We start from the raw sequence: 17,307 nt of genomic DNA on the forward strand, positions 1-17,307 counted from the left end.
CGATGTCCGCGACCGAAACCATTCTCGCACTCGACGAAATCTCCGCCTTCTATGGCGAACTGCAGGCGCTGTTCGATATCGATCTCGAGCTTCGCCGCGGCGAAATCCTGGCGCTGATCGGCGCCAACGGCGCCGGCAAATCGACGCTGCTGCGGACCATCACCGGACTGACGGCCGTCGGTGGCAAGACGCGGCTGACCGGCCGCATGCGCTTCGAGGGCCAGCCTATCGAACGCCTGCCGCCTGAGCGGATCGTCGAGATGGGCATTGCCCTCGTCCCGGAGGGGCGGCGGCTGTTTTCGCGCATGAGCGTCGAAGACAATTTGCTCTGCGGCGCCTACCTGCCGGTCTGGCGCCGTAGCGCCCGGCAGAAACTCGATGAAATCTACGATCTCTTCCCGCGGCTTGCCGAACGGCGCCGCCAGATCGTGACGCAAATGTCCGGCGGCGAGCAGCAGATGGTGGCGATCGGCCGGGCGCTGATGACCTCGCCGCGCCTGCTGCTGCTCGATGAAGTCTCGCTCGGGCTTTCGCCTGCCACCGTCGAGGACCTCTACGGCAATCTGCAGCGGCTGCGCGACCGGCTGACCATCGTGCTCGTCGAGCAGGACCTGCAGCGGGCGATGCGGTTTGCCGGGCGGGCTGCCGTGATGCTGGAAGGCCGCATCGTGCTTTCGGGCGAGACGTCTTCGCTGAGCCGCGAGGCGATTACCACCGCCTATTTCGGCGGCGCCCGCCACTCCCATTCTCCGATGCCGATGCCTGTCGAGGGGACCCGATGACCATGACGATGGAGGATTTCTACTGGGCCTGGATCGACCTCGCCAACGGGCTGATGACCGGGGCGACGCTCGGCGGCTATTACGCGCTGATCAGCGTCGGCCTGGCGCTCAGCTTCGGCGTGATGAAGCTCGTCAACCTGTCGCATGGCGACTGGCTGATCCTGGCGGCCTATCTCGCCGTCGTCATTCTCGGGCTCTATCCGGTCTCGCCGTTCTGGGCGCTGCTGCCGCTGGTGCCGGTGATGTTTCTCATCGGCTATGCCCTGCAGCGCGGCCTGCTGAACCGCGTCTCGACATTCGCCGTCGAGCGGCGCGGCCTCTCGCCGATCATGGGGATGATGCTGCCGCTGCTGATCACCTTCGGCATTTCGACGGTGCTGTCGCAGGCAATGCAGGTGGTGTTCAGCACCAACGCCCAGACGATCCGCAACAGCTATTCCTTCTCGGCGATCGCGCTCAGCGACGATCTCAGCATCTCGACGCTGCGCTTCGGCTTTCTCGTGCTTGCCGCCCTGCTGATCGGCGCGCTCGCGTTGTTCATCCAGCGCACCCATATCGGTCGGGCGATCCGGGCGACATCCGATGATGCCGAGATTGCCGCGCTGATGGGAATGCGGACGGCCCATGTCTATGGCGTCGCGGCCGGGCTGTCGCTGATGTTTGCCGCCTTCGCGGGGTTCATGATCGGCATGTCGCGCTCCTTCCAGCCGTTCGATGGCCCTCCCTACCTGCTGACCGCCTTCGGCGTCGTCGTCATCGGCGGGCTCGGATCGCTCGGCGGCTGCTTCCTCGGCGGCATCGCGCTTGGCATCACCCAGGTTCTGGCCGGCACCTATTTCGGGCCGGCGGCGCAGCAGCTCGCCGGCTACCTGCTCATTCTTCTCGTACTCGCAGCACGCCCCCAAGGGCTCTTCAAGCGATAGGACCGGCACCCATGGACATCTCCAGTTCCCCCGCCATCGGCTCGCCTCCGGCAACCGCCAGCCTTGCCAGACCGGCGCCGCGGCTGATCGCAGTATTCGCTTTGCTCGCCGCCTTGACGCTCGTTCCCATAGCAACCGGCGCCGACAGCTATGTCGTCCACCTGCTGATGTCGGTCTTCATCTTCGCGACGCTCGGCCATGCCTGGAACCTGATGGCCGGGTTCGGCGGCATGCTCTCCTTCGGCCAGCAGGTATTCATCGGCCTTGCCGGCTTTTCCGAAGCCATCCTGATCTACTACGCCGCCGCACCCATGGCGGCGGTCTGGATCTTTGCCGGCCTCGTGCCGCTGGCTTTTGCCATGCTGCTCGTCGTGCCGATGGGCTTCAAACGGCCGGTGAGGCGATCCTGGGCGCTCGGCGCCGCCCTCTGTCTTGCCGTTGGATATGAGATCGCCGTGACGCTGTGGCCTGAGCTCGATCTCTTCGGCGACGCCTTCACCCGCCGCGCCTCACTGCTGCTCTTCCTGTTTCTCGGCGCCCTGCCGCTCCTGCGGCTTCGCGGCGCGCATTTCGCCATTGCCACCTGGCTGATCGCCGAATCCGTCGCGACGATCTTCAACGGCTGGCCGCTTGCGGGTGCAGGCGGCGGCATGCAGATCAATGCCGGTGTCGACGTGCTGACGCTCTACTATCTGGCGCTCGGCCTCGCCGCCGTCGTCACGCTCGGCATCTTCCTCTCGATGCGCTCGACCTACGGACAGGCGCTGATGGCGGTGCGCGACGACGAGGAAGCGGCCGAAAGCAGCGGCATCGACGTGATGCGGATCAAGACCGCGATCTTCCTCGTCAGCGCCTTCGTGACCGGGCTGGCGGCCGGGCTCTATTTCATGGACGCGATGATCATCACGCCGGCATCCGGCTTCTCGATCTCCTGGGCGTCCTACGTCGTCTTCGTCGCCGTGGCCGGCGGCATGGGAACCGTCTCCGGCCCGCTGATCGGCGCTGTCCTCTTCGTCATCGTCGATCGCATCCTCGGCCAGATGTCCGGCCAGGGCCAACTGGTGCTCGGGCTGATATCGATCGCCCTGATGCTGTTTCTGCCGCAGGGGCTCGCCGGCCTTCTCGAGCGGCGTGGCGGGCACCGCCCCGCCCTCACCCGATCGCTACAGCAACCATCCACCTCAGGAGAAGCGCAATGACACAGCTGTTTTCAGGCTACGAGACCCAGGCCGCGCTGGATGCGGCCTATGACGTCGAGGCCTCCGTTCCCGACTTCATGATCTATGCTCGCCGCTTCATGGAAGATAGCGCGGCCGCGGAGGCGGCCATCGACGACAAGCAGCTCGGTATCGCCTACGGCCCGACGCTGATGGAGCATCTCGATCTCTACCGTCCCTCGCCTTCTCCGAAGAAGGCGCCGATCTTCGTCTTCGTTCACGGCGGCTACTGGAAATCGCTAACCTCACGGGTATTCTCCATGGTGGCGCCGGGACCGGTCGCGGCGGGTGCCTGTGTCGTCAACGTCACCTACGATCTCTGCCCCACCGTCGAAATCGGCGAGATCGTCCGCCAGGTCAGGGCCGCCGTCGCCTGGACCTACAGGAATGCCGAATCTTTCGGCGGCGATCCCGACAGGATCGTTGTCGGCGGGCATTCCGCCGGCGGCCACCTGACGGCCACCACGCTGCTGACCGACTGGTCGCGCTACGGCCTGCCTGACGACACAGTGAAGGCCGGTTTTGCAATCAGCGGCCTGTTCGACCTGACACCGCTTGCCGGCAGCTTCCTGCAGCCGTCGCTGAGGCTGACGCCGACAACGATCCAGAACGACAGCCCGCTGTTGAATGTCCGCAAGCTCGCCGCACCGCTTGCGCTGACCTGGGGCGATGCGGATCCGGAGGCTTTTGCCGGGCAGTCCCGGCGTTTCGAAGAGGCCTGGCAAGCCAGCGGCAATTGCTCCAGAAGCTTCGTCCTGCCGAATGCAAACCACTTCGAAGTGCTGGAAGGCTTCAAGACGCGCGATGGAATAATGACCCGCACCGTCATGAATCTCTTCGACGGAAAGCTACCGCGTTGAAAAGGTTGAGGCAGGTGCGGCCGGGCGGCGGATCATCCTGAAACACACCCTGTCAGTATTTACGGGATGTTCACCATGCCAGCCGCATCGGCCTTCGCAGGCCATGATTGCCGGTTAAGTGTCTAGCGAAACTCGATCCCGAGTCGCTTCAGACATAGGAACCTCATGGGCTATCTGACATCCGATGTTCAATCGCTCCTGCACGAGCTCGATCTGTTCGCAGCCGACCTTTCGAATCTGACGAAATCGGTCGAGGTGACGGCGCTCGAGCTTCGCTTTGCCATGCTGCGGGCGATGATCGAGGATAGCCTGGGCATCAACTCGTCGAACGACAATACGGCATCGGAAAGCCTGGATGGAGCCGGTCATGCGAGCTGACCGGATGAAAATGCGCGCCTCGCTTGCCCGCATCCACGCCGATGCCCGGCACATGCCGCTGACGCAGCTGTCACTGGAGACGGCCGCCTTCATCGCCGAGCTGGAGCGTGTCGCGATATCGCTGCCGGGCATGACCGATATCGGCAAACGCGACGAGCTGACCAAGGTCTGCGAGGCGGGGTTTGAGCTGTCGGGAAAGCTCGACGACGGGACGCCGGCAGCGGCTGAATTCGAGGATGCCATTACCGGACTGGGCATGATGCAGGCGAGCGAGAGCGAGCTGCTGGAAGCCATTGTCGGCGTCGCGCAATCGGCTCTCGCCCTGCTGACGGCCAGGGATGGCCGCGCGGACGGGGCGCGCTAATCGGAGCCCCGCCAAGTCAGGGGCCACCTATTCGATGACCGCCAGACGCGCCCCGAATTTTTCGGCGAGCGCCCGGCATTCGGCGCAATCGAGCATCAGCTCTCCCATCACAACCTTGGCGCCGCGATGCTCGCAGGCGGCCTTTTCCAGGCTGGCCACATGCAGGATCGCGTTGCCGAGCAGCATGTTGCACGGGCTTTCCTCGAGATCGTCGCCATGCACATTGTGAAGATGGACGCCCGAGACCGTCGCCAGCCAGTCGCGCTTCATCAGAACTTCTTCGTCGTCGACCACTGCACTATCCTCCTTGAGCAACCGGACGATCGCAGACGTCAGCCATGGCGCTTGAAATACTGCACCTCGCGCTCATGCTTCTCGGCGGCCTCGCGGCTCTTGAACGTCCCGAGATTGCGCCGCTTGTGGGTCTTCGGATCGACCTTGCGGGAATAAAGCCGGTATTCGCCGGATTTCAGCTTGCGGATCATGGTCATCTCCTCTGCATTCCATAAATTCGCGGAATGGCCTCCCGGTTCCCGACTACGGCATGGACAACCGCTTAGCGCCTCCTTAATCATGCTGCGAATGCGGAGATTTCCGGCTTTGACGCCGTGACGGTGTACTCTGTATGGTTTTCCTGTCTTGGCTGAGGGCTGGACATGAGTACACGCCGTTGGGAAATGCCGGTTCTGGTCGCCTGCAAGCGAACGGGCGACATGCATATCGTGGCGACGACAGCAGAGGCGCTGGCCATCCTGCTGAACGCATGGCCGGTTTCGAACGGCCGCGCCTTCATGGAAGCACTGCAGATCTGCTCGGATGTCGAGGCCGGGCTGCGCACGCCGCTGGAAGCGAGGCTGAGCTTCATCTCCGCCGCCTCCGAGGCAGGCGTCCCGATCGAAGCGCCTGCCGTCGTCTAGGTCCTGTTGACAAAGTGTTTTTGCCAATGCGACCGTAGGGTGGCGGGGATACCATGACGGCACTTAGAGTCTATGACCTCAAAGATCACGTTCTTGCGTTTGATCTCAGAGACTTGCTGCGACTTTTGGCCCCTCGTTCTTTAGAAGCATGCTGGGTGGTCTCGACAGTCAAGTCGTCCAAGCCGGGGCACGAGTGGTTTGAGGCTACCGGTGAAGGGGGCGAACGGCTTGAGGGGTTGGCGCAAGACGATGGCCGGCTTTCGGGCTCTGATTTAGCCGCCATAGCTGAGAATACACAACAGGTTATCTGGGGAGAGTTTGTTGGCTCGGAACCCACGCAGTCAGAACGGCCGTGGGTGATAATTCGGGCGATCGATAGCACGTTCTATGAGATCGATTCGGATGACGAGGCGGTGCTGAGTAAAATTAGCTCGACCTACAAAGACGTCCGAACGGGGGAGGCTCCGATTACGTCATGGCTCCTGGACCATGGCGACGGATGATGGCAGCCAGGCGCGAACGGCGGCCAGAGCAAGAAAAGTCATGAACGACCTCGCCGTAAAAGCAGTCTTGAACTGCGCGCTTCGGACCAAGGGCAGTCGCCGCAAGACAAGAAGATGCGTCACCTCGTCCTGGTTCTCTGGCACAGCAGGTCTTGTTCGCGTTCTCATTTCGAGAATAGAAGAGCCTCGACAGTTGAGATGCCTGGCCGATGCGGCGGTTTATTCCCTATCACCGTTGATCCCCTTAGCGGCACCGAGGACCTGCTCCTCGCCGCACCATCCGCCTCCCCGGCACAGATTTCTCACTGAAGACAGCAATTCATCTGACAGGCCGATCCATGCCCCCTAAAGGACTGCGCGACGCAGCGAGCAAGCGCTCCCTATCATCCAGGCTCTTCCACCCCATGCTGGCGGGCGCGACGCTGCGCGACCGGCTTCTCGCCTGCCTCGGGGCGCTGGTGGCGATCGCGCTCACCGGTCTTATGTGCGGATTGCTGTTTGGCGAAGGATCGCATCTGCCGCTGATCGTTGCGCCGATGGGCGCCTCCGCCGTGCTGCTCTTTGCCGTGCCGGCGAGCCCGCTGGCGCAGCCCTGGTCGATCATCGGCGGCAATACCATCTCGGCGATCATGGGCGTTGCCGCCGCCAGCCTGATCAAGGATCCGATCATCGCCACCGGCGTCGGCGTTTCCCTGGCGATCGCCGCCATGTCCTTCACCCGCTGCCTGCATCCGCCGGGCGGTGCTGCGGCTTTGACGGCCGTTCTCGGCGGGCCTGTCGTCGCCAGCTGGGGAATGCTGTTTCCCTTCGTGCCGGTGGCGCTGAACTCCTGCCTGCTGGTGGCGATCGGTCTGCTGTTCCACAAGCTGTCGCGCCACAACTATCCGCATGTTGCCGCCGCCCCTGTGAACACGCACCTGACGGCCGATCCGCCGGCAGCCGAGCGCACCGGATTTCGCGACGAGGATATCGATGCGGCGCTCGCCGCCTTGAACGAAGCCTTCGACATCGATCGCGCCGATCTCGGCCGCGTGCTGCGCCGCGTCGAATTCGAGGCCGTTGCCCGCTCGAACGCCGAAATCACCTGCGCCGACATCATGTCGCGCGACGTCATCGCCATCGATTTCGATGGTACCGTCGAGCAGGCCCGATGGCTGCTCCTCCACCACAATATCCGCACGCTGCCGGTCAGGGACGCCGAGAGGCGGCTGATCGGAACGGTCGGCCTGCGCGAAATCGCTCTCCTGCCAGGCTCACTGGAGGGTCAGATTTCGGAAGCGGTCACCGCCCGCGCCGAAGACCGGGCCTTCGATCTCCTGCCGCTTCTGACCGATGGCCGCACCCACGCCGTCATCATCGTCGACGACGCAGATCATATCCTCGGGCTGATCTCGCAAACCGATCTGCTGAGCGCCGTCGCCCGGTCGCTTCCGAAGAAAGAGGGACCGCCTATCTCAGCGCAACGTAGCTGAGCAGGCAGGCGACCGACAAAGCCGCCGTCATCCGCGGATTGTCCTGATCGAAGACCAGCGCCACCAGAAGGCCACCGCCGATGGCGACGGCCGCATACCACAGCCCCCGATCGGAAACCGCCAGCGCGAGTGCCGCCAGGAACACCGCACTCGCCACCATCGTCACCGGCGAGGACTGCTCGCCAATCTCGCCTTTCGCAAGATATGGCAGGCTGAACCGGCGCAGGCTGAGGCCAAGTGCTGCGGCAAGAAGCAGGCAGGTTATCGCAAGGTTGAACATGGGCACCCATCGATCTGTCGATATCAGATCGAAGCAAGCGCCGTGCCACCCCCGTAATCCGGGTGTTTTCCGCCTATGTCAGCTGAAGGCTGACTATTTCGCCAGCAGGGCGCGCCTTTTTTCGGCAGGCAGCTATTCCGCGCGGGGCACACTTGCGGCCACCGGCTCATCCGCGCCCACCTCCGACAAAAGCCAGCTTTGGAACTCCTCCGCCACGGGATGGCTCTGCTTTTCCTCGGGGCGGACGACGTAGTAGGCGTTTTCGGTGCGCATCGTCGTCGGCAGCAGCGGGGTGAGGAGGCCGGAGCGCAGTTCTTCCTCGATCAGGTAGGTCGGCAGCAGGGCGGCGCCGAGGCCGGATATGGCGGCCGAGACCATCATCGAGAACTGGTCGAAGCGCAGGCCGTGATAGGCGTTTTCGATGCCGAGTTCCTGCAGGCGGGAGAAATCGGACCACAGCTTCGGGCGGGTGGTCAGATGCAGAAGCGGCATTTGCGTGAAGTCCGGGCGGCCGTCGACGCGGTACTGCTTGGCGAGCTCGGCGCTTGCGGCCGGGATCACGGTTTCGTCGCAGAGGAAGACCGGAGTGCCGCCCGCCCAGACCGGCAGGCCGTAATGGATGGCGAGATCGAAGCTGTCTTCCATGAAGCTGAACGGCTTCGAGCGGGATTCGATTGTCAGCGACACATCGGGGCAACGCGCCAGAAAGCGGCCGAGCCGCGGCACCAGCCATTTCGCCCCGAATGTCGGCAGGGTCGCAACCTTCAGCGTGGCGCGCATGCGCCCGGCAGCGGCCGCATCGATCATCAGCCGCTCGGAACGCGACAGAAGATCCCGAACCTCCGGAAGCAGCCGGCGCCCGGCCTCCGACAGGATGACCCGCTGGCGTATCCGCTCGAACAGCTTCAGCCCGGTCTGCTTTTCGAGATCGGCGATCTGGCGGCTGATGGCGCTCTGCGTCAGGTTCAGCTCCTCGGCGGCGCGCGAAAAATTTCCATGCCGTGCGGCGCATTCGAAAGCCTGCAACGTGACGATATCGGGAACCAGGCTTCTGCGCATGTCATTCCGTTTCGGCATCAAGTTAGGTGTAGATTTCACAACACGAGACTATATGGACGGAATATAGTGCATTTCGAGCATGAAGTCCTATCGTTTTCGAAGGTTGAGCAAAATGACGAAGCACGTCACGTCGAGCGAAATCCGGTCGTCCTTTTCCGCGGCCATGTCGGCCATGTACCGCACCGAGGTTCCCGCTTACGGAACGCTCATGGATCTGGTCGCCCGCGTCAATGACGAGGCTCTCTCCGCCGAGCCGGAACTCAAGACGCGCCTTGACGCGACCGACAATCTGGAGCGCATTTCCGAGGAGCGCCACGGCGCGATCCGTCTCGGAACGGCTGAAGAACTGGCGATGATGCGTCGCGTCTTTGCCGTCATGGGCATGTATCCGGTCGGCTATTACGATCTCTCGACTGCAGGCGTTCCGGTTCATTCGACCGCCTTCCGGCCGGTCGGCGACGCCGCGCTGAAGCGCAATCCCTTCCGCGTCTTCACCTCGCTGCTCCGCCTTGATCTCATTGCCGACGCTGAGCTGCGCGAGGAAGCGGCAAAGATCCTGGCGACCCGCCGCATCTTCACCGATGCGGCGATCGAGCTGACGAAGAAAGCCGAAGAGAACGGCGGGCTGACCAAGGATGATGCCGATCGTTTCGTAGCTGCCGTGCTCGAAACCTTCCGCTGGCACGACAAGGCGATCGTCGATGTCGCGATGTACCATCGTCTGCATGACGCGCACCGCCTGATTGCCGACGTCGTCTCCTTCAAGGGCCCGCATATCAATCACCTGACGCCGCGCACGCTCGATATCGACAAGGTGCAGAGCCTGATGCCCGACTACGGCATTGCGCCGAAGGCCGTTGTGGAGGGTCCGCCGACCCGGCGCTGCGCCATTCTGCTGCGCCAGACATCGTTCAAGGCGCTCGAAGAAGCCGTCGCCTTTTTCGATGGCAAGGGCGGCTGGCAGACCGGCTCGCATACAGCGCGTTTCGGCGAGATCGAACAGCGCGGCATCGCGTTGACGCCGAAGGGCCGCGGCCTCTACGACCAGCTTCTGGAACAGTCGCGCAAGGTCGTACGCCCGGCGGCCGACGGTTCGAATGCCGAGGCCTATGAGGCAGCGCTTGCCGCCACCTTCGAGGCCTTCCCCGATGACTGGGCAACAATCCGCGCCGAAGGGCTCGGCTATTTCAGCTATTCGCTGACCGAGAAGGGCATGAAGGCATCGACGGATGCGGCCGACATCGAAACGCTGGTTTCGGACGGTCTCGTCCAGTTCGACCCGATCGTCTACGAAGACTTCCTGCCGGTCAGCGCCGCCGGGATTTTCCAGTCCAATCTCGGCGACGGCGCGCAACAGGAATTCGTCGCCAGCCCCAACCAGCAGCGCTTCGAGACCGATCTCGGCGCCAAGGTTCTCAACGAATTCGATCACTATGCAGGGATCGAGCAAGCATCGATCGACGAATGCCTTTCGAGGCTCTCGCGCCGCCCCGCGGCTCAGTAATCGTCAACACACGGCAGCAATCCGCACAGGAGTCCGGCACATGAACATTTCCGTAAAGTCCTCTTCCGTCCTCGACGAAGCACACGCCATTCTCGATCGCCTCGGCGTCGACAAAGCAGCCTATACCGATGGCAGCATGGTTTCCTTCTCCCCCATCACCGGCGAGAAGATCGGCAAGCTGAAGACCGTCGACGCGAAGGGTGCAGCCGCTGCGATCGAAGAGGCGCATGCCGCCTTCCAGACCTGGCGCCTGACGCCCGCCCCGAAGCGCGGCGAACTCGTGCGTCTTCTCGGTGAGGAATTGCGCGCCGCCAAGGCCGATCTCGGCCGCCTCGTCTCGATCGAAGCCGGCAAGATCCCGTCTGAAGGTCTCGGCGAAGTGCAGGAAATGATCGACATCTGCGATTACGCAGTCGGTCTGTCGCGCCAGCTCTACGGCCTGACGATCGCCACCGAACGTCCCGGCCACCGGATGATGGAAACCTGGCACCCGCTCGGCGTCGTCGGCATCATCTCCGCCTTCAATTTCCCGGTTGCCGTCTGGTCCTGGAATGCTGCGCTCGCTCTCGTCTGCGGCAACAGCGTCGTCTGGAAGCCGTCGGAAAAGACGCCGCTGACGGCGCTCGCATCGCAGGCCATTCTGGAGCGCGCCCTGAAGCGCTTCGGCGACGCGCCGGCCGGCCTGTCGCAGGTCATCATCGGCGGCCGCGAGATCGGCGAAGCACTCGTCGACCACAAAAACGTCGCGCTGGTCTCGGCGACGGGCTCCACCCGCATGGGCCGTGAAGTCGGTCCGCGCCTTGCCAAGCGCTTTGCCCGCTCGATCCTGGAACTCGGCGGCAACAACGGCGGCATCGTCTGCCCGTCGGCCGATCTTGACATGGCGCTGCGCGCCATCGCCTTCGGCGCCATGGGCACCGCCGGCCAGCGCTGCACGACGCTTCGCCGCCTTTTCGTCCACGACAGCGTTTATGAAGAGCTCGTTCCGCGCCTGAAAAAGGCCTATGCCAGTGTCTCCGTCGGCAACCCGCTCGACAGCGCAGCTCTCGTCGGCCCGCTCGTCGACAAGGCCGCTTATGACGGCATGCAGAAGGCGCTTGGCGAAGCCCGCGCGCATGGCGGCAACGTCCATGGTGGCGACCGCGTCGATCTCGGCCATCCCGATGCCTATTACGTCAAGCCGGCGCTTGTCGAAATGCCGAAGCATGAAGGTCCGGTTTTCGAAGAAACCTTCGCGCCGATCCTCTATGTCATGAAATACTCCGATTTCGACGCCGTCATTGCCGATCACAATGCGGTTGGTGCCGGCCTCTCCTCGTCGATCTTCACGCTCGACATGCGTGAGGCAGAGCGCTTCCTTGCCGCCGACGGTTCGGATTGCGGTATCGCCAACGTCAACATCGGCACATCCGGCGCCGAAATCGGCGGGGCATTCGGCGGCGAAAAGGAAACCGGCGGCGGCCGCGAATCCGGCTCGGACGCCTGGCGCGCCTACATGCGCCGTGCGACCAACACGATCAACTATTCGAAGGCCCTGCCTTTGGCACAGGGCGTATCCTTCGACATCGCATAAGGTGGACCTGTCATGACGGTTTCAGCGAAAATCGAAGAAGCGGGCTTCCGGCCCGCTTCGCGGATCGCCTCGGTCGGCGTTTCGAAGATCCTGCAGATCGGCGCGAAGGCCGCCGCCATGAAGCGTGATGGCCTTCCGGTCATCATTCTCGGCGCCGGCGAGCCCGATTTCGATACGCCCGACAACGTCAAGAATGCCGCCAAGCGGGCGATTGATGCCGGGGAGACAAAATATACCGCTCTCGACGGCACGCCGGCCCTGAAGAAGGCGATCGTCGAGAAGTTCCGCCGCGAAAACAGCGTCGACTATACGACCGAGGAAGTGACGGTTGCCACCGGCGCCAAGCAAATCCTGTTCAACGCCTTCATGGCGAGCATCAATCCGGGCGACGAGGTGATCATCCCGACGCCCTACTGGACGTCCTATTCCGATATCGTCGAGATCTGCGGCGGCGTTTCCGTGCTGATCCCCTGCGATGCAGCGGCGGGATTCCGCCTGCAGGCCGAGCAGCTGGAAAAGGCGATCACGCCGAAGACCCGCTGGGTGCTGCTCAACTCGCCGTCCAACCCGTCGGGCGCTGCCTATAGCGCAGAAGACTATCGCCCGCTACTCGACGTGCTTCTGCGCCATCCACATGTCTGGCTGATGGTCGACGATATGTACGAGCACATCGTCTATGACGATTTTGCCTTCGTGACGCCGGTTGCCATCGAGCCGCGGCTGAAGGAGCGCACGCTGACCATCAATGGCGTGTCGAAGGCCTATGCGATGACCGGCTGGCGCATCGGCTATGCCGGTGGCCCCAAGGCGCTGATCAAGGCCATGGCGGTCATCCAGAGCCAGGCCACCTCCTGCCCCTCTTCCGTCAGCCAGGCCGCCTCGGTCGAGGCGCTGAACGGGCCGCAGGATTTCCTGAAGGGCCGGCGCGACAGCTTCCGCCAGCGGCGCGATCTCGTCGTCTCCCGGCTGAACGCGATCGACGGCCTGGAATGCCGCACGCCGGAAGGCGCCTTCTACACCTTTTCGGGATGTGCGGGCGTTCTCGGCAAGACGACGCCGAAGGGCAAGAGGCTGGAAGCCGATCAGGATTTCACCGATTATCTGCTCGAAGAGGCGCATGTCGCGGTGGTTCCGGGATCGGCGTTCGGACTTTCGCCCTACTTCCGGATTTCCTACGCGACATCGGAAGCGGAGCTCGTCGAGGCCCTCGACCGCATCGAGCGCGCCTGCGCCGCATTGCGGACCTGATAGGATTCCGGCACCACTCGGCAATGATCCCACGTCTTCGCTCCGATCATGGTCAGCAGCCATCACATCCCGGCTTCTTCGAACGTCTCGTCGAAGCCGGGTTTGCTGGCGACGTGGAAACGAGCGTTGCCTCGCGCACCGTCTCGGCGACCGATAATTCGATCTACCAGATCGTGCCGTCGGGCATCCTGTTTCCGAAGGGTGTCGATGATCTGAAGGTGATCGCCAGCGTCCTCTCGGAACCTCGCTTCCAGAAGATCGCGATCGCACCCCGCGGCGGTGGCACCGGCACCAATGGCCAGTCGCTGACCTCGGGCGTGGTGGTCGATTGTTCCCGGCATATGAACCGCATTCTGGAGATCGATCCCGCAAGGCGGGTCGCCCGCGTCCAGGCCGGTGTCGTCAAGGACCAGCTGAACCGGGCGCTGAAGCCCTACGGCCTCTTCTTCGCACCTGAGCTATCGACCTCTAACCGCGCGACGATCGGCGGCATGGTCTCGACGGATGCCTGCGGCCAGGGCTCCTGCCTCTATGGCAAGACCTCCAATCATGTGCTCGGCCTGCATATCGTTCTCACCGACGGTTCTGACTGGTGGTCGCGACCGATGGATGATGCGGAGCTTGCCGGCATCATGACGCAGCAGGACCGCATCGGCGACATCCACCGCACGGTGGAGACGATCGCGCGGGAAAAGCGCGAGTGCATCGCCGCGGTGTTTCCGAAGCTCAACCGCTACATGACCGGTTACGACCTCGCCCATATCCGCCGCGAGGACGGCCGTTTCGACCTGAACGCCATCCTTTGCGGTTCGGAAGGCACGCTGGCGATGATTGCCGAGGCGGAGCTGAACCTCCTGCCGATCCCGGCAAAGGCCGCACTCGTCAATATCCGCTATGGCGACTTCAACGCGGCGCTCGAGGATGCCCGCAGCCTGACGGCGCTGAAGGTCGCCTCGGTCGAGACCGTCGACGAAAAGGTTCTCGGTCTCGCCCGGAAGGACATTGTCTGGACCGGCATCGCCGGCTTCTTTCAGGAGGGTGACGCGGTTGCGGCAAACGGCATCAACATCGTCGAGGTGCTTGCCGATGATGCAGCCGGGCTCGAAGAGAAACTTGCGGCACTGACGCAAACGCTCGATCGGGGGCAGGATGCCGGACGGCTCGGCTACACGGTTGCCCGCGATCCCCAGGATATCGAGGCGATCTGGACGATGCGCAAGCGCGCCGTCGGCCTGCTCGGCAATGTCGATGGCCCCATCAGGCCGGTTGCCTTCGTCGAGGACACGGCGGTGCCGCCGGAGAATCTCGCGGCCTATATCCGCGAGTTCCGCGCGCTGCTCGACGATGCCGGCGTCTCCTACGGCATGTTCGGCCATGTCGATGCCGGCGTGCTCCACGTCCGCCCGGCGCTCGATCTCACCCGCGAGGATCATGTGCCGATGGTGCGCCGGATCAGCGATGCCGTGGTGGCGCTGACGCGCAAGCATGGCGGCGTCTTATGGGGCGAGCATGGCAAGGGTGTGCGCTCCGAATATGTGCCCGAATTCTTCGGCGATCTCTATCCCGACCTGCAGGACATCAAGCGCGCCTTCGACCCGGAAAACCGGCTCAATCCCGGCAAGATCGCCGCGCCGTCCTCGGCGCCCGCCCCCCTCCTGAAGATCGACGAGGTGCCGCTGCGCGGTGCATCCGACCGGGTGATCGGCAACGAGATTCGCGCTGCCTTCGACAATGCCGCCTATTGCAACGGCAACGGCGCCTGTTTCGATTTCGACGAGACGAGCCCGATGTGCCCCTCCTACAAGGCCACGCGCGACCGGCGGTTCTCGCCGAAGGGCCGCGCCATGCTGATGCGGGAATGGCTGCGGCTGCTCGCCGACAAGGGTATCGATCCCCGCAAGGAAGCCGGACGTCTGCGGAGCGGCAACTCGTTTGCCCGTCTTCCGGCGCGCCTCTTCAACAGCCTCAATCCCAAAAACCGCGCCGACTTCTCACATGAGGTGCGCGAGGCCATGGACAGCTGCCTCGCCTGCAAGGCCTGCGCCGGGCAATGTCCCGTGAAGGTCAGCGTTCCCGCCTTACGCTCCAAGTTCCTGGAGCTCTACTATGGCCGCTACCTGCGGCCGCTGAAGGACCCGCTCGTCTCGGCGATCGAGACCACTCTGCCGTGGTTGAGAAGGGTCAGGCCGCTCTACAATCTCGCCGCCGGAACAGCTCTCGGCCAGCGCCTGATGCGGACCGCCGGCCTGACATCGCTTCCGCTGCTGCCGAAGACCTCGCTGCAGACAGCGGCAAGCCGTCTCGGCATCGCCACTGCGGACCCCGAGGCCCTTGCCAAGCTCTCCGCCGCTGAGCGGCAGGCCATCGTCGTCCTCGTGCCGGATGCCTTCACGGCGTCTTTCGATCCCGACGTGGTGATCGCCGCGATCAAGCTGGCGCAGAAGATCGGGCTTTCGCCGCTGCTTGCCGCATCGCACGTCAACGGCAAGGCGCTGCATGTTCACGGCTATCTCGGCCAGTTCGAGAAGGCTGCCCTCAAGACAGCGAACCATTTGCAGCGGCTCGCGGAGACCGGCGTGACGCTTGTCGGCCTCGATCCCTCCATGACGCTCGCATTCCGCAGCGAATACAAGGGCACCGCACTCTCCGCACCGGTGCTGCTGCCGCAGGAATGGCTGGCCGCCAATCTCGAGCGGCTGGCGAAGAACATCACGACGCCCTCCGGCAGGCGCTTCCAGCTGCTGCCGCATTGCACCGAACGCAGCAATGCTCCGGCCTCGACGGCACAATGGAAAGCCGTCTTCGACGCCGTCCAAATCAAGCTTGACACCATCCAGGCGGGGTGCTGCGGCATGGCCGGAACCTTCGGCCACGAGACCCGCAACCGCGCCGTGTCGGAACAGCTCTATGCGATGAGCTGGGCTGGCCCCATCGCCGCCTCGTCGGATGACACTGTCGTCATGGCGACCGGCTATTCCTGCCGCTCGCAGGCAAAGGCGATCGATGCGATCCGCCCGCCTCACCCGCTCGAAATTCTCAGCCAGCTGGTCAACTAGGCAACAAAAAACGCCCGATCGCTTCCGCGGCCGGGCGCTCTCAGCTGTTCAGCGCAGGATTACATCGCCTGCTTCAGGCGCATCGCTTCCGGATCATAGACACGGCCGAAACGGCTGTTCAGGAAGTCAGCCAGAGTGATCTCTTCCTGGCGAACGAAGCCCTTCTGCGGGAGCTTGCCGTCTGCGAGGAGATCGAGAACCGTGGTGATGCCGGCTGCAGTGGTGATCTGGATCGCGCTCATCTTCTTGCCGGCGACGACGCCCGCATAGACCTTGTTCGCGTAGGTCTCCTGCATGTAGCGGCCATCCTTCCAGCCGCAGACGGTGACGAAGATCACGACAACGTCCTGCATGGTGGCCGGAAGCGCGTTCTCGAAGAGGTCCTTCAGGACGTCACGGCGGTTCTTGAGGTTGAGGTCGTTCAGCAGCGCCTTGATGATCGCCTGATGGCCGGGATAGCGGATCGTGCGGTAGTTCATGGTCCGTACGCGGCCCTCGAGCGACTTCGCCAGCGTGCCGAGGCCGCCGGACGTGTTGAAGGCTTCATAGGTGACGCCATCGAGCGAGAACTCTTCGCGCTCTTCCATCGCCGGGACGGTCACGAGCTTGCCTTCGACGACAGCTTCGCAGGGCTCGATATATTCGTTGATCAGCCCGTCCGTGCTCCAGGTCAGATTATAGTTCAGGGCATTGGACGGATATTGCGGCAGGGCGCCGACGCGCATGCGGACGCTGTCGAGCGTATCGAAGCGGGTGGCGAGCTCATTGGCGACGATCGAAATGAAGCCCGGCGCCAGGCCGCACTGCGGAATGAAGGCGACATCGGCACCGTTCGCAAGCTCTTCGACCTTCTTGGTCGTGGCGACGTCTTCGGTGAGATCGAGATAGTGGACGGAAGCTGCGAGCGCTGCTTCGGCAACCTTGCCGGTCAGGTTGAAGGGGGCGGCCGAGAGAACGGCGAACTTGCCCTTGAGGACGGCGACCAGCGCGGCGCTATCGGTGATGTCGACGGCTGCGGTCGAGATCGCCGGATGGCGGTCGATCTTCGAAAGCTGCTTCTCGTCGCGATCGGTGACCACGACCTTGTAGTCGCCCGTCTCCGCCAGCATCAGCGCAATCGCTCCGCCGATCTTGCCAGCACCGATAACCACTATTTCCTTCATATAAATCC

At 63.5% G+C, this 17,307-nt stretch carries 18 protein-coding genes; 13 read left to right on the forward strand and 5 right to left on the reverse strand.

Going from position 1 to position 17,307, the window contains the following annotated elements:
• Positions 1-2 precede the first annotated feature (2 nt).
• The 6 genes from ACODR6_RS04110 to ACODR6_RS04135 all read left to right on the forward strand — a co-directional run bounded on the left by ACODR6_RS04110 (position 3) and on the right by ACODR6_RS04135 (position 4,524).
• Complete coding sequence (locus ACODR6_RS04110) at positions 3-782, forward strand: ABC transporter ATP-binding protein (protein WP_489020957.1); 780 nt, start codon at positions 3-5, stop codon at positions 780-782.
• Positions 779-1,705: a branched-chain amino acid ABC transporter permease gene (locus ACODR6_RS04115; RefSeq protein WP_449097507.1), complete on the forward strand. Its 927-nt coding sequence runs from the start codon at positions 779-781 to the stop codon at positions 1,703-1,705. Before ACODR6_RS04110 ends, ACODR6_RS04115 begins: the two co-directional genes overlap by 4 nt.
• Before the next feature lie 11 nt (positions 1,706-1,716).
• Positions 1,717-2,904 carry a branched-chain amino acid ABC transporter permease gene (locus ACODR6_RS04120; protein WP_489020960.1) on the forward strand — a complete coding sequence of 396 codons (1,188 nt, stop codon included), beginning with the start codon at positions 1,717-1,719 and terminating at the stop codon, positions 2,902-2,904.
• Complete coding sequence (locus tag ACODR6_RS04125) at positions 2,901-3,782, forward strand: alpha/beta hydrolase (protein ID WP_489020961.1); 882 nt, start codon at positions 2,901-2,903, stop codon at positions 3,780-3,782. Before ACODR6_RS04120 ends, ACODR6_RS04125 begins: the two co-directional genes overlap by 4 nt.
• A gap of 165 nt (positions 3,783-3,947) precedes the next feature.
• Positions 3,948-4,160 (forward strand): hypothetical protein, encoded by a 213-nt coding sequence (locus tag ACODR6_RS04130; RefSeq protein WP_489020963.1) that lies wholly within the window; start codon positions 3,948-3,950, stop codon positions 4,158-4,160.
• Positions 4,150-4,524 (forward strand): hypothetical protein, encoded by a 375-nt coding sequence (locus tag ACODR6_RS04135; RefSeq protein WP_489020965.1) that lies wholly within the window; start codon positions 4,150-4,152, stop codon positions 4,522-4,524. Before ACODR6_RS04130 ends, ACODR6_RS04135 begins: the two co-directional genes overlap by 11 nt.
• Before the next feature lie 27 nt (positions 4,525-4,551).
• Here the strand turns inward: ACODR6_RS04135 and ACODR6_RS04140 are convergent, their stop codons facing one another.
• Together ACODR6_RS04140 and ACODR6_RS04145 are read right to left on the reverse strand one after the other, a co-directional pair.
• The gene (locus tag ACODR6_RS04140; protein WP_246777582.1) at positions 4,552-4,818 is read right to left on the reverse strand and encodes a hypothetical protein; all 267 of its coding nucleotides are present in this window, start codon (positions 4,816-4,818) and stop codon (positions 4,552-4,554) included.
• Between the two features lie 38 nt (positions 4,819-4,856).
• A complete protein-coding gene (locus ACODR6_RS04145; RefSeq protein WP_413711997.1) occupies positions 4,857-5,009 on the reverse strand; it encodes a hypothetical protein in 153 nt (50 codons plus the stop codon).
• A gap of 171 nt (positions 5,010-5,180) precedes the next feature.
• On the opposite strand from ACODR6_RS04145, the gene ACODR6_RS04150 reads away from it, so the two are divergent.
• The 3 genes from ACODR6_RS04150 (at position 5,181) to ACODR6_RS04160 (ending at position 7,416) form a co-directional block, all read left to right on the forward strand.
• The gene (locus ACODR6_RS04150) at positions 5,181-5,441 is read left to right on the forward strand and encodes a DUF982 domain-containing protein (protein WP_112714563.1); all 261 of its coding nucleotides are present in this window, start codon (positions 5,181-5,183) and stop codon (positions 5,439-5,441) included.
• 53 nt (positions 5,442-5,494) lie between these two features.
• Complete coding sequence (locus ACODR6_RS04155; protein ID WP_489020968.1) at positions 5,495-5,944, forward strand: hypothetical protein; 450 nt, start codon at positions 5,495-5,497, stop codon at positions 5,942-5,944.
• Between the two features lie 338 nt (positions 5,945-6,282).
• Positions 6,283-7,416: an HPP family protein gene (locus ACODR6_RS04160; RefSeq protein WP_489020970.1), complete on the forward strand. Its 1,134-nt coding sequence runs from the start codon at positions 6,283-6,285 to the stop codon at positions 7,414-7,416.
• On the opposite strand, the gene ACODR6_RS04165 is transcribed toward ACODR6_RS04160, so the two are convergent.
• Positions 7,394-7,696 carry a hypothetical protein gene (locus tag ACODR6_RS04165; RefSeq protein WP_489020972.1) on the reverse strand — a complete coding sequence of 101 codons (303 nt, stop codon included), beginning with the start codon at positions 7,694-7,696 and terminating at the stop codon, positions 7,394-7,396. The genes ACODR6_RS04160 and ACODR6_RS04165 overlap by 23 nt on opposite strands.
• A gap of 132 nt (positions 7,697-7,828) precedes the next feature.
• Positions 7,829-8,755 (reverse strand): LysR family transcriptional regulator, encoded by a 927-nt coding sequence (locus ACODR6_RS04170; protein ID WP_130280347.1) that lies wholly within the window; start codon positions 8,753-8,755, stop codon positions 7,829-7,831.
• Between the two features lie 112 nt (positions 8,756-8,867).
• Here ACODR6_RS04170 and hglS point away from each other — a divergent pair, with 112 nt between their 5' ends.
• Genes hglS through ydiJ form a run of 4 tightly spaced genes read left to right on the forward strand, consistent with a single transcriptional unit; the run spans position 8,868 to position 16,136 of the window.
• Positions 8,868-10,259, forward strand: coding sequence for a 2-oxoadipate dioxygenase/decarboxylase HglS (gene hglS, locus ACODR6_RS04175; RefSeq protein WP_489020974.1), 1,392 nt, complete (start codon positions 8,868-8,870; stop codon positions 10,257-10,259).
• 40 nt (positions 10,260-10,299) lie between these two features.
• Positions 10,300-11,832 carry an L-piperidine-6-carboxylate dehydrogenase gene (gene amaB / locus ACODR6_RS04180; RefSeq protein WP_489020976.1) on the forward strand — a complete coding sequence of 511 codons (1,533 nt, stop codon included), beginning with the start codon at positions 10,300-10,302 and terminating at the stop codon, positions 11,830-11,832.
• A gap of 12 nt (positions 11,833-11,844) precedes the next feature.
• Positions 11,845-13,080, forward strand: coding sequence for a pyridoxal phosphate-dependent aminotransferase (locus tag ACODR6_RS04185; protein WP_489020978.1), 1,236 nt, complete (start codon positions 11,845-11,847; stop codon positions 13,078-13,080).
• A gap of 23 nt (positions 13,081-13,103) precedes the next feature.
• Positions 13,104-16,136, forward strand: coding sequence for a D-2-hydroxyglutarate dehydrogenase YdiJ (gene ydiJ / locus ACODR6_RS04190; protein WP_489020980.1), 3,033 nt, complete (start codon positions 13,104-13,106; stop codon positions 16,134-16,136).
• A gap of 59 nt (positions 16,137-16,195) precedes the next feature.
• On the opposite strand, the gene ACODR6_RS04195 is transcribed toward ydiJ, so the two are convergent.
• A complete protein-coding gene (locus ACODR6_RS04195) occupies positions 16,196-17,299 on the reverse strand; it encodes a saccharopine dehydrogenase family protein (RefSeq protein WP_199625605.1) in 1,104 nt (367 codons plus the stop codon).
• Positions 17,300-17,307: the final 8 nt, after the last annotated feature.

This window comes from Rhizobium sp. FG96 (assembly GCF_057808655.1).

What these genes read in the sequence shown, in the direction of transcription:
- ACODR6_RS04110 (WP_489020957.1), top strand. Translation starts at nt 3, where the DNA reads ATGTCCGCGACCGAAACCATTCTCGCACTCGACGAAATCTCCGCCTTC.
- ACODR6_RS04115 (WP_449097507.1), top strand. Translation starts at nt 779, where the DNA reads ATGACCATGACGATGGAGGATTTCTACTGGGCCTGGATCGACCTCGCC.
- ACODR6_RS04120 (WP_489020960.1), top strand. Translation starts at nt 1,717, where the DNA reads ATGGACATCTCCAGTTCCCCCGCCATCGGCTCGCCTCCGGCAACCGCC.
- ACODR6_RS04125 (WP_489020961.1), top strand. Translation starts at nt 2,901, where the DNA reads ATGACACAGCTGTTTTCAGGCTACGAGACCCAGGCCGCGCTGGATGCG.
- ACODR6_RS04130 (WP_489020963.1), top strand. Translation starts at nt 3,948, where the DNA reads ATGGGCTATCTGACATCCGATGTTCAATCGCTCCTGCACGAGCTCGAT.
- ACODR6_RS04135 (WP_489020965.1), top strand. Translation starts at nt 4,150, where the DNA reads ATGCGAGCTGACCGGATGAAAATGCGCGCCTCGCTTGCCCGCATCCAC.
- ACODR6_RS04145 (WP_413711997.1), bottom strand. Translation starts at nt 5,009, where the DNA reads ATGATCCGCAAGCTGAAATCCGGCGAATACCGGCTTTATTCCCGCAAG.
- ACODR6_RS04150 (WP_112714563.1), top strand. Translation starts at nt 5,181, where the DNA reads ATGAGTACACGCCGTTGGGAAATGCCGGTTCTGGTCGCCTGCAAGCGA.
- ACODR6_RS04155 (WP_489020968.1), top strand. Translation starts at nt 5,495, where the DNA reads ATGACGGCACTTAGAGTCTATGACCTCAAAGATCACGTTCTTGCGTTT.
- ACODR6_RS04160 (WP_489020970.1), top strand. Translation starts at nt 6,283, where the DNA reads ATGCCCCCTAAAGGACTGCGCGACGCAGCGAGCAAGCGCTCCCTATCA.
- ACODR6_RS04165 (WP_489020972.1), bottom strand. Translation starts at nt 7,696, where the DNA reads ATGTTCAACCTTGCGATAACCTGCCTGCTTCTTGCCGCAGCACTTGGC.
- ACODR6_RS04170 (WP_130280347.1), bottom strand. Translation starts at nt 8,755, where the DNA reads ATGCGCAGAAGCCTGGTTCCCGATATCGTCACGTTGCAGGCTTTCGAA.
- hglS (WP_489020974.1), top strand. Translation starts at nt 8,868, where the DNA reads ATGACGAAGCACGTCACGTCGAGCGAAATCCGGTCGTCCTTTTCCGCG.
- amaB (WP_489020976.1), top strand. Translation starts at nt 10,300, where the DNA reads ATGAACATTTCCGTAAAGTCCTCTTCCGTCCTCGACGAAGCACACGCC.
- ACODR6_RS04185 (WP_489020978.1), top strand. Translation starts at nt 11,845, where the DNA reads ATGACGGTTTCAGCGAAAATCGAAGAAGCGGGCTTCCGGCCCGCTTCG.
- ydiJ (WP_489020980.1), top strand. Translation starts at nt 13,104, where the DNA reads ATGATCCCACGTCTTCGCTCCGATCATGGTCAGCAGCCATCACATCCC.
- ACODR6_RS04195 (WP_199625605.1), bottom strand. Translation starts at nt 17,299, where the DNA reads ATGAAGGAAATAGTGGTTATCGGTGCTGGCAAGATCGGCGGAGCGATT.